Raw genomic sequence first — 13606 nt, 5'->3', positions numbered from 1 at the left:
AATAAATTCCAGGCACTTGCCAGTAAAGATGAATTGGTTGTTGTGCATGGTATGTTAAAGGCCCTGGCATGTGATCTCATGAAAATTGCCAACGATATACGCTGGTTAGCCTCCGGTCCACGTTGTGGCATTGGTGAAATTACGATTCCTGCGAATGAACCGGGTAGTTCAATTATGCCCTCTAAGGTTAATCCGACACAATGTGAAGCCGTGACGATGGTGGCAGTACAAGTGATGGGAAATGATGTAACCGTAGGAATGGCGGCCTCACAAGGTAATTTTGAATTAAATGTGTTTATGCCGGTGATAGCCTATAATATGAATCAATCTATTCGTATATTGAGTGATGCCATCATATCCTTAACGGATCATTGTATTATAGGTATTCAGCCAAAGGAGGAACAGATTGCTCGCAATTTGCATAATTCTCTTATTTTAGTAACGGGGTTAGTGCCGGAAATTGGCTATGATAAGGCTTGTTCTATTGCGAAAAAAGCAGCAGAACGAGGTATGACCTTAAGAGAAGTCGCCTTAGAAGAAGGGATTGCTCCGGAAGTTTTTGATAAGCTGATGGACGTTAAAAAATTAGCACATATTTGATTATGAGAATATAGAAGTATCGCAACATGTATTTTTAAAGTAGAGTAAAAAGGTTAGTCCTTGTTTATAAATGTTACGTATGTCTGTGTAGTGAATATTAGGAGGTATTTAGATGAATCGTATTTATAAGGTTATTTTTAATCGATCAAAGGGGATGTATCAGGTCGTTTCCGAACTGGTTAAACACGGGGGGAAAACGACACGGTCTGTGCATATAAAACACACGTTACGTCTAGCTCTTTGTATTGCTTGCTGTCTAGGCGGTATGGGAACGTTTTCTTCGTATGCGGCAGGGCCAAATGAGAATAATCCGGCTTTGGAACAGCGGATTCAAGAAATATTGGAGCAATTAGCTACTCAACAAAATCTTATTCAAGCACAGGGAAAAGAAATTAAGGCACATAGCACGGCATTAGGTGCCTATGATCAGTCGTTGAAAAATTTTGAAGCATCAGTGAAAGCAAATAAAGACGCTATTAACGATATCACGAAAGATGGCGGAACATTGGATCAAACGATTGCGCAGGTTAATACGATGTTGGATGCGACGGGACAAGGGATGCAGCGACTTCAAGAGAGTCAACGGACGAATAGTGGAGCCATTGCAAAGAATGCCGGAGAGATTAAGGCTAATAAAACCCAAATTGGTACAAATACATCGGCGATTGCTACTAATACACAGGCATTAGCTACATTAAATGGCCCTGACGGAACCATTGCGAAAATCAAGAATGATGTTCAAACGAATAAAGACCAAATAGGCAATAACGCAAAAGCCATTGGAGATATTACGAAACAAGGCGGAACATTAGACACGGCTATTCAGAATGCCGTTCAAAAGTTGACAAGTACCGGCGGTGCAGTGGATACAAATAAGAACGCCATTGCAAAGAATGCCGGAGAAATTCAAGCCAATAAAACCCAAATTGGTAAAAACACAGAAGAAATCGGTAAGAATACAAAAGCTATTGAAGATATCACAAAACCGAACGGAACATTGGATCAAGCAAAGCAAGCGCTTTCCAATGACATTTCGAGTGCAAAAAATGAGTTGTCCGGGAAAATTGATACCACTAAATCTGATTTGGAAAGTAAAATCACTACAGATATTGGTACAGCAAAGACTGAGTTAGAAGGGAAAATAAAGAAAGCACAAGAAGATATCGGTCAAACAAATAAGGCCCTGGAAGGACGAGTAAAGACCAACGAAGGAAATATCGCTGCGAATAAAGACCAAATCGGTAAAAATACAAAAGCTATTGAAGATATTACGAAGCAAGGCGGAACATTGGATCAAGCAAAGCAAGCGCTTTCCAATGACATTTCGAGTGCAAAAAATGAGTTGTCCGGGAAAATTGATACCACAAAGTCTGCTTTGGAAGGGAAAATTGCTACAGATATCGGGGCAGCAAAGAGCGATTTAGAAGGAAAAATAAAGAAAGCACAAGAAGAAATTGGTAAAACTAATGAGGCCTTAGAAGGTCGTGTATCACAAAACGAAAAAGATATCAAACAGAATAAAGAAGATATAAAAAATCTTAGACAGACCGTTAGCGATAATAAAGAAGCGGCCAATACTGCGTTACAAGCAGCTAAAAAAGAATTAAATAAGACCATTGGTGACAATAAAACAGCTGCTGAAAATGCACTAAAGGAGGCTAAAACTGAGTTAAATAAGACAATTACCGATACAAAAGATGAATTATCTAATAAGATTAACACCACTAAATCTGCTTTGGAAAGTAAAATCACTACAGATATTGGTACAGCCAAGACTGATTTAGAAGATAAAATAAAGAAAGCACAAGAAGAAATTGGTAAAACCAATCAAGCCTTAGAAGGTCGTGTATCACAAAACGAAAAAGATATCAAACAGAATAAAGATGATATAAAAAATCTTAGACAGACCGTTAGCGACAATAAAGAAGCGGCAGATAATGCGTTGACAACAGCTAAAAAAGAATTAAACAAGACAATTAGCGACAATAAAGACGCGGCTAATACTGCGTTAAATTCAGCAAAAAGTGAATTGTCCACTAAGATTGATACGACTAAGTCTGATTTGGAAAAGGTGATTGGCGATAATAAAAAAGCGGCTGATACGGCGTTAACAAAAGCGAAAGAAGAATTAAACAAGACAATTAGCGATAATAAAGATGCAGCCAATACTGCGTTAAATTCAGCAAAAAGTGAATTGTCCAGTAAGATTGATACGACTAAATCTGATTTGGAAAAGGTAATTGGCGACAATAAAAAAGATGCCGATACTGCGTTAACAACAGTCAAAAATGATTTGCAAGGAAAGATTGATACCACCAACCAAAATTTGAATCAAGCTAAAACGGATTTGACGAGTAAAATAAATAAAGACGTAGGCGATGCAAAGACAGCATTGTCAGGTCAGATTTCCGGTGTACAAAGAACTTTGCAGGGAGAAATTAATGCAACAAATCAGACGGTGGCTAACAATCAGCAGAAAACAGATGCTAATTTCAAGAAACTTGAAGAGTTTATTAATAAAAGAGTAGCCGGACAGCAGGCCGGGCAGAAAAATTTAGGCTTAGATCTTGGTGAAACTGGTCAATTGGGATTTAGATATTTCCGTACTAGCATGGATAATAAGCACGATGCAAATCCAACAGGTGCTGATTCTATGGCCATCGGTGTGAGCACAACTTCAGGTAAAGGTGCGATTGGGATTGCCGCCGGCGGAGAAGAAGGGCGCCTTACAGCAGGTGGTGAAAACTCCATTGGTATCGGTAATGGCGTAAAAATTGATGAAAAGGAAAATGGTAATACCATCGCCATCGGTACAGCGGCGAAGATTCTTGAACAGTCTGAAGGTGCCATTGCCATCGGTAATGCTGCTAAGATTGTATCTACTAATAAGAATGCCATTGCTATCGGGGCAGAAAGTCAGACTTATGCAGAAGAAACGATGGCATTGGGACATAGTGCCAAATCGCTTATGACAGGGAGTCTTGCTATCGGTCAAGGTGCACAGGTGGGAGAATATATCGATCCGCCCGCTATGGATGGAGAAATGAAAATTGATGGGCTTGGCAGCGGTATTGACGGGATCGCTATCGGTCATAACGCACAGAGTATGTCTGATTCCACTATTTCTATCGGTAATCAGGCCGGTCTTGGCATGAAAAAGACCGGTACGATTCCGTTGGCAGCTTCGCATGTTATTATCGGTAATCAAGCCGGTAACAATTTGGAAGGGTTGGAAAATATTGCTATTGGCTATAAGAGCGGCGGTAATGTACAGAGCAATTACAATATTTCCATCGGATCTGAAGCCGGCAGAAATATTATCGGGAAACGTGAAGAATCCATGGGTAAGAACGTTTCTATCGGCTATCATGCAAATTTCAGAAAAGCGGTGACGCAGCCGGAGCAAGATGAAGAGGAACCGGTTCCGGGAACCGAGGTGGATCCAACACATCCTAAGGAAAAGAAAATGAAAATTCCACGTATTGCTGAAGATTCAGAAGCAATTCGTTTGGTTCAATCTACGGCTATCGGGAGTGAATCATTAGCAGCTAACAACGGTACTGCCGTAGGTTATCAAGCACAAGCATTGGGCAATGGTTCAGAGGCTTTTGGGTTTAATGCTGTTGCGAGAGGGGAAAGTTCCTTAGCCTTAGGTACTGGATCTAAGGCAATGGCCGGAAATGTGGCGATTGGTTCAGGCTCAATAGCGGACGAACAAGATGTGAAAGATAAACATGCCCGTTATACAAATTCAACGGCGGAACAAAAGGTTGTTTCTGTGGGCAGCAAGGGAGAACATGTTCTTCGGCGGGTGACGAATGTGGCAGATGCGGTGGATGATAATGATGCGGTTACCCTGGGACAATTGCAAGCAGGAATTCAACAGGCAATTAATGATATTAATGTAAAAGCACAGGGAGATGCGTTTAAGTCAGGAATTCATTATGATCCGGCATTAATTGGCGGAACGCCTAGCATTACGTTACAGCCGGGGGATGAAAAAACAGGTACGGCCATTCACAATGTGGCAAAGGGTGTGCATGCGGGTGATGCCGTTAACCTAGCACAACTTAAAGAATATACAGAAAAAGGAATGGGGCATTATTTTTCTACTCATTCATTAACGCCAAAGGGCAATTTCGCCAATGAAGGTGCTACGGGTGAAAATTCGGCAGCATTTGGTATAGCTGCAGTGGCAAGTGCTAAAAATAGTGCCGCTATGGGTAATTATGTTCAAGCACAAGGCGACGGTAGTTTGGCTATTGGTACAGGTTATTGGCATGAAGGGGATAAATCACAGTTAGAAGGCACGACTGAAGAAGTACAGCCGATTATGACGCAAGCATTTTCTAACTATCGTTATAATGTAGCCATTGGTGCAGGTGCACAGACAGAAGGCAATTATAGTATGGCCATCGGTACTCGGGCGATGACGAGAAAAAAATATCAAAAAGAAGGAGTAAACAATAAAGGGGTAGATTATGCTCTGTCCATGGGGTATTTAGCTACTGTTTATGGTGAAAATGGCATTGCTATCGGGCATTTGGCAGAAGCTCATCAAGCGGAAGGCATAGCTCTGGGGCATGAATCATGGAGTCTTCGTGATAAAGCGATCGCTATCGGCAATCACAATACGGCATTGGGCAGAGAATCTGGCACAATGGGTACGCGTAATGGTGTGTCCGGAGATAATACATATGTCATCGGGAATGACAACATGAATTTGGCAGATGATGATCGTAAAAATGTATTGGATAGTATTGCAAGACCCTTAGAATTAGGTATTACCGATGAAAATTCTACCGTTCTCGGTAATCAGAATACCATGGTGTCTAAATTTAAGACGCTTAAAGGATTAGACGGAGAAACGGAGTACCAGGGGATTGAGCGCGGTCAAGATAATCACATTGTAGGTAATTATAATAAGTTAACAAGAACTAATAATTCCTTTGTTACCGGTAGTACGAATGAATTAGTAGAAACCACATCCACATTCCTTGTAGGGAGTAACAATAAATTAACGAATAGTAATACGCTTTCCGGTGTATTAGGTGCTACCAATACGATTACAGGTAATAATACAACCACTTTGGGCAATGAAAACAAAATCAGTGGTAATTCTGTAAAAACCTTGGGTGAACGTAATGAGGTAAGTGGTTCTAATTTAGCAGTTATCGGTAATGATAACACACAGGTTGCTGGAGAGGGATCCAATGTATTCGGTAATGCCAATACCGGTGTTAATACTGAAAATGGTCATGTTATCGGCTTCTCGAATAAGGCAATTGCCGGCATTAATCAACAAGTGTTGGGTAGTTTCAATGACACTATTACCGGTAAGAAAACTCATGTTATCGGCTTTACCAATACGAATGTGTCCGGTGAAGATCAACGCGTTATCGGTAATGAAAATAATAACATTACGGGGAACCGCAATACCGTCTTAGGGAATAAGAATAAAGAGGTTACAGCAGCAGCAGAAGATACACAACTCATCGGTAATGAAAACGCGTCTATTTCTGCGGCGCAGGCACAAATTTTAGGGAATAGTAATACGAAGATTTCTACGAAGAGTGGCCACGTTATCGGCAATACGAATAGCGCTATTGATGGTGAAAAACTCTCTGTTATCGGCGATGAAAATAGTAATGTAGCAGGAACACAGTCTCTTCTTTTCGGGTATAAAAACATTCAAGTAGAGGGAGTTACAGTTAATGCTCAAATTATGGGTAATGCGAATAGTAAGATAGCGGCAAATCGAACACAGATTATAGGTAATGCTAACGAGGTTAGAATCATTAAAAATATCACAGAACAGGGGACTGAAGGTCAAGACATACCTAAAGAGGTTTCGGAAGCGGTTAAAGACGCACAGGTCATGGGGAATAACAACAAAGTACATAATGATTACGTGCAAGTCTTAGGTAACCATATTACGACTACGCTGGATAAGTCTGTATATTTGGGCGATAATGCTGCATACAACGAAGATGAAACACTATCTGCTACGAATAAAGACTATACGAAAGATTCCATTTATGGCTATGCCTTTGCAGGTACCAAACCGGTAGGTGTTGTCACAGTGGGCGCAAAAGGAAATGAACGCCGTATTCAAAATGTAGCTTCCGGATTGGTGGCAGCCACAAGCACTGACGCAGTGAATGGTAGTCAATTATATCAATTGACACGTCCGCTCCATTTCGCCGGAGATGATTCTACATGGGGCGAAAATGATGACCATGAAAAGGATACAAACGTACTTCATCGCGGATCAAATCAGAATATTACGATTAAGGGTGGCGCAGATGTAACAAAACTCAGTGACAACAACATCGGCGTAGTTGTAGATCCTGCACAGAATACGATGAATGTAAAATTGGCTAAAAATCTAACAGATTTGGAAACAATTACATTCGGAAAAGACGGCACGTCGATGAAAATTGACGGTACAAATCAGTCTATTTCTAACATCAAGAAAGTGACATTCGGTGCACCTGACAGCCAAGACAGTTTGGTTGTGGACGGTGAAAAGAAAATTATCAGCGGCTTGTCTAATACGACATGGACTCCGAAAGATAAACGGGACGACGCCACATTTGACAGAACGCAAGCAGCGACACAAGGTCAATTAGCAGACTTTGAAAAATCGACACAACGCGGATTCGATGTGTATGTTAATAACGATGAAGCTGACAACAAGTTCACTGTACAATTAGGTGATGAAAAGAAAAATGATGCCTTTGGCTTCTTGGCAGGTAACAACCTTACTGTTTCCCAAAAGGATAAACAGATTACCTATGCCTTGAAAGATGATTTGGCTGTCGGTAAAGAAGGCCAAGGTGGTAAGGATGGATCTCTTACTGTACATGGTAAAGAGGGTGAAACAGTTGCCATTAACGGTAAAGATGGCAATGTGACCATTGAAAGTGCCAAAGATGGTGAAAGTAAAAAGAATACGATTACGATGAACGGCAAAGATGGCACTGTAGGCATTAAAGGTAAAGATGGTGCGACTGTTGTGATGAACGGTGACGGAACCATTGTTGCTAAAGGCAAAGGTGAAGATGGCAAGCCGGGTGCCTCTGTCACTATTGATGGAAAGAATGGTATCACCACTATTGAAGGTAAGACTGACGATAATAATCAAAAAAATACGATTACCCTTAATGGTAAAGATGGCAAAATGGGCGTTACCGGCAAAGACGGCAGTAACGTTACATTGAATGGCGAAAACGGTTCTATCGGCATGAATGGTAAAAATGGTACGAATGCAGTAAGCATTACCACACAAAATGGTACTGTTGGTGTTGATGGCCAAGATGGTACGACTCGTCTTGTGGTTAAAGAAGGGACAAAGGTACATGAACTCGCAACCATGAACGATGGTATGAAATTCATGGGCGATGCTGGTACTGAAGATAAGTTGAAATTAAATGAACAACTTACTGTCACCGGTGGTATCGCTGATACTACTAAATTAAGTCAAGACAATAACATCGGTGTCATCGCTGATGGGAAGAAAGCATTAACCCTTCGCTTAGCAAAAAATATTCAAGGTCTTGATACCATTACATTAGGTGATGCAGAAGCACCAATGAAAATTGATGGCACGAACAAAACAATCAGTCGTATTAAAAAAATGGTATTCGGCGTAGCGGATAGTACAGATAGTTTAATTATGGACGGTGAAAAGAAAGTTATTACGGGACTTTCCAACAAGACCTTGCCGACAGATTTGAAAGATCTAAAAGATGATCAAGCAGCAAGCCAAGGACAATTGAAAGAAGTGTTGTCTAAAATTGGAAAGAATATCGATGACAGTGCCGATTACCGATTGGTACAAGATGAAACTGCCACAGATAAGAAATATAGTGTGAAGGATGATGGCGAAGTTGTATTGACCGTACAAGATATTAAACATCCGAAAAATAAAGATACGGTAACGATTAAAGATGTAGCGAAGAAATCTGATTTAGATAAGGCCGACACTAAGTTTGAAGAGTATGCAGTTAAATATGATAAAACACCGGAAAATAAGGTTAATAAAAATTCCATTACCTTGGAAGGTGATAAAACTACTGGCACCATTATTACTAATGTAGGTGCTGGTAGTGTCACTGAAACTAGTAAAGACGCTGTCAACGGCAGTCAATTGTACAAGACAAACCAAGGCTTTGATGTATATATTAAAGATAATACCGATAAATTTAACGTAGGTTTAGGGGCAGATGACAAAGATGCCTTCGGTTTTGATGCCGGAAACGGCCTTGCTATTACACGCGATGGTAAGAAGATTATCTACTCCTTACAAGATGACGTTTCAGTTGGTAAAGCTGGAGACAATGGCAAGGACGGCAAAATCACTGTCAACGGTAAAGACGGCGAAAAAGTTACTATTAACGGTAAGAACGGTGAAATCGGCATTCAAGGACCAAAAGGTGCTGATGGTAAGTCGAATAGCGTTACTATTTCCGGTAAAGACGGTACAATTGGAACAAATGGCAAAGATGGTAGCTCGGTTGTATTGAACGGTAAAGACGGATCCATCGGCATGAATGGTAAAGATGGTAAAAATGCGGTTACTATTACCACTGGAGATAGTAAAGTAGGACTTGACGGTAAGGATGGCGAAACCCGTATTATCGTTAAAGAAGGCAACCATGTGAACGAAGTAGCCACCATGAATGATGGGTTGAAGTTCAAAGGCGATGATGGCACAGCGGTAGGCGTAAAATTAAATAATCAAGTGAATATCGTTGGCGGCGCTAAAATAGTTAAAGATCATGAAACCATTACCAACTTGACTGATAATAACATCGGCGTAGAATCCATTGTAGATGAAACAGATGGTAACAATGCGAAGATGAAGATCCGTTTGGCGAAGAACCTTTCTGATTTGGAAAGCATTACCTTTGACAGTAAAGATAAGACGACTCCGATGAAGATAGACGGCAATGCGAAGACTATCGAAAATATCAAGAAAATGACATTCGGTAAAGATGGTAGTACCGATAGTGTTACCGTAGATGGAGAAACAAGGGTAATTACCGGACTTTCCAATACAACATTGCCAACTGATTTGAGCAAATTAAAAGATGATCAAGCAGCGAGCCAAGGTCAATTGAAAGCAGTTTTGAATAAAGCGACTGCTACCGATGATTTCTCTGTTAAGTATGATAAAAAAGATACTGGTGAAGTCGACAAAAATTCTATTACCTTAGGTGGCGATACAAATGGTACCGTTATAAAGAACGTAGCTAATGGAAAAGTAGCAGCAGACAGTAAAGAAGCCATTAACGGTAGTCAATTACATGAAGTTAAAAATAATTTAACCAATGAAATTAATACAACCAACCAAAATGTTACTAATGTAACGAATAATTTAGGAAAGACCAATAAAGGCTTTGATGTATATATCAAAGAAAATACCGATACCAATAAATTTAACGTAGGTTTAGGGGCAGATGACAAAGATGCCTTCGGTTTTGATGCCGGAAATGGTCTTGAAATCAGCAAAAACGGTAAGAAGATTACGTATTCCTTGAAAGATGACATCGAAGTCGGCAAAGAAGGACAACCTGGACAACCTGGACAACCTGGCAAAGATGGCAAGGTGACTGTCAATGGTAAAGACGGTGAAAAAGTTACTATTGACGGTAAAGATGGTAAGATCGAAAGCAAGGCGAAAGATGGTACAACCGTTACAGTAAACGGTAAGGATGGTACAATTGGTGCGAAAGGACCGAAAGGTGCTGACGGTAAAGATGGCGCGTCTGTTACGATCAACGGTAAAGATGGTACTACGATTATCAATGGTGCTACCGATGAAAACGGTAAGAAAAATACTATTACCTTAAACGGTAAAGACGGTACAATGGGCGTTGACGGAAAAGACGGCAACGGTGTCACTTTGAATGGTCAAGACGGTTCAATCGGAATCAAAGGTAAAGACGGTACGAATAAAGTACAAATTACCACGAAAGACGGTAAAGTCGGCGTTGACGGTAAAGATGGAGATACACGTCTTGTTGTCAAAGAAGGCACGAAGACGCACGAATTGGCAACGATGAATGACGGAATGCAATTTGACGGTGATAATAGTGGTACAGTTAATAAGTTGAAGTTAAATCAGAAACTTACTGTTACCGGTGGAATTACAGACAATGCAAAACTGAGTCAAGATAATAACATCGGCGTTATTGCAGACGGCACATCTACATTGACACTCCGTTTGGCTAAAGCAATCAAAGGTTTGGACAGCATTACATTAGGCACCGGTGATACAGCGATGAAGATTGACGGCAATGCGAAGACAATCAGTAATGTAAGTACAATTACAGGACTTACTAATACGACTTTGCCTGATGATTTAAGTACGATGAAAGTCGATCAAGCAGCGAGCCAAGGACAGTTGAAATTATTAGCCGATAAAGTACAGACAAATGCCAATGCCATGAGTGATTATCGTTTGATTGGTAATGAAGCGGAAACAGATAAGAAATATAGTGTTACTGATCATAATGAAATTGTATTGACCGTACAAGATAAGAAGCATCCGGCTAAAACCGAAACGGTTACGATTAAAGATGTGGCGAAGAAATCTGAGTTAGATACAGCGAATAAAAAATTCACTGATTATGCTGTGAAATATGATAAAAATGGCGATACCGTGAATAAAAACTCCATTACGTTGGAAGGAGGAGATGCCGGTACCGTTATAAAGAACGTAGCTAATGGAAAGGTAGCAGCAGATAGTAAAGAAGCCATTAACGGTAGTCAACTCTATAAGACCAACCAAAATGTTACGAATATAACGAACAATTTGGACAAGACCAATAAAGGCTTTGACGTATATATCAAAGATAAGACGACAGATAATACCTTTAATGTAGGCTTAGGGGCAGATGAAAAAGATGCCTTCGGTTTTGATGCCGGAAACGGCCTTGCTATTACACGCGATGGTAAGAAGATTACCTACTCCTTACAAGATGACGTTTCAGTTGGTAAAGCTGGAGAAAAAGGTAAGGACGGTAAAGTCACTGTCAATGGTAAAGATGGCGAAAAAATTACCATCAACGGTAAAAATGGCGAAATCGGCATTCAAGGACCAAAAGGTGCTGATGGTAAGACAAATACCGTTACTATTTCCGGTAAAGATGGCACGATTGGCGTTCAAGGTCCAAAAGGTGCTGATGGTCAAGACGGCAACAGCGTTACGTTGAACGGTAAAGACGGTTCCATCGGTATCAAAGGTAAAGATGGTAAGAACAAGGTAGATATTACTACCGGAAATGGAAAAGTAGGTCTTGACGGTAAGGATGGCGAAACTAGAATTATCGTTAAAGATGGTAACCAGAACAATGAATTGGCAACCATGAACGACGGACTCAAATTTATGGGCGACAGCGGTACAGCCGTAGGCGTGAAATTAAATAATCAAGTGAATATCGTTGGCGGTTTGGCTGCGGAAAAAGAAGGGAATAAAGTCACGAATTTAACTGACAATAATATTGGTGTTGAATCCGTAGTAGATGATCAAAATAATAAAAATGCAAAACTGGTCGTACGCTTAGCGAAGAACCTTTCTGATTTGGAAGGTATTACCTTTGATAGTAAAGATAAAACAAATCCAATGAAGATTGACGGCAATGCGAAGACTATCGAAAATATCAAGAAAATGACCTTCGGTCCATCGAGTAGTACAGACAGCATCACTGTAGATGGAGAAAATAAGGTAATTACCGGACTTTCCAATACAAAATTGCCAACTGATTTAACTAAAATGAAAGCGGATCAGGCAGCGAGCCAAGGACAATTGAAGGAAGTCTTAGATAAAGCAACTGCTACCGATGATTTCTCTGTTAAGTATGATAAAAAAGATACTGGTGAAGTCGACAAAAATTCTATTACCTTAGGTGGCGATACAAATGGCACAGTTATCAAGAATGTAAAAGCTGGCGATGTATCTGAAAACAGTAAAGAAGCTATCAATGGTAGTCAATTGTACAAGACAAATCAAGGTTTTGATATTTTGGTAGGTCAAGATACAGCCGATAACAGAGCTAACGTTGCTTTAGGTCAAGATAAGAAAGAAACTGTCGAATTTGCTGCAGGTAATAGTCTTGAAGTCACATTGGATAAGAATGCTAAGAAAGTTACCTATTCTTTGAAAGATGACATCGAAGTCGGCAAAGAAGGACAACCTGGACAAACTGGCAAAGATGGCAAGGTGACTGTCAATGGTAAAGACGGTGAAAAGGTTACTATTGACGGTAAAGATGGTAAGATCGAAAGCAAGGCGAAAGATGGCACAACCGTTACAGTAAATGGTAAAGATGGTACAGTGGGCGCTAAAGGCACAGACGGTACAACTGTTACCATGAATGGTAAAGACGGTACGATTGGCGGTACAGGTGCAGACGGCACAACTGTTACCATGAACGCGAAAGACGGCACAATCGGTGCCCAAGGACCAAAAGGTGCTAATGGTAAAGATGGCGCGTCTGTTACGATCAACGGTAAAGATGGAATTACAACGATTACTGGTGCTACCGATGATAAGGATAAGAAAAATGTCATCGCTCTTGACGGTAAAGACGGCAAGATGGGCGTTACTGGCAAAGACGGCAATAGTGTTACATTGAACGGTCAAGACGGTTCTATCGATATGAAGGGTAAAGACGGTAAGAATGCTGTCAATATTACTACAAAAGATGGCACTGTTGGTGTTGATGGGCAAGATGGTACTACTAGAATTGTCGTTAAGGATGGCGATAAAACTAACGAATTAGCCACTATGAATGATGGTATGAAGTTCATGGGTGACTTTGGCACTGAAGATAAGTTGAAATTGAATGAACAACTTGCTGTCACTGGTGGTATCACTGATAAAGCTAAGTTGAGTCAAGATGACAACATTGGTGTTGAAGCAAATGGTGCTAAAGGGTTACTTCTTCGCTTAGCGAAAGAGCTTAAAGGCTTAGATGGCATTACCTTCGGTGCTGGC

The 13606-nt window shown here is 40.5% G+C and carries 2 protein-coding genes; both read left to right on the top strand.

Annotated features, from left to right (window positions below; translation table 11 throughout):
• Positions 1–600: lyase family protein (locus HMPREF1040_RS02550; protein ID WP_007392356.1), on the top strand; the 600-nt coding region annotated here is incomplete at its 5' end.
• A 112-nt stretch (positions 601–712) separates the two neighbouring features.
• Positions 713–13606, top strand: a 12894-nt coding sequence (locus HMPREF1040_RS02545) for an ESPR-type extended signal peptide-containing protein (RefSeq protein WP_007392357.1), incomplete at its 3' end; no start/stop codon positions are given.

This window comes from Megasphaera sp. UPII 135-E (assembly GCF_000221545.1).
Classification (GTDB): domain Bacteria; phylum Bacillota; class Negativicutes; order Veillonellales; family Megasphaeraceae; genus Megasphaera; species Megasphaera hutchinsoni.
This window is presented reverse-complemented; position numbering and strand designations above follow the sequence as displayed.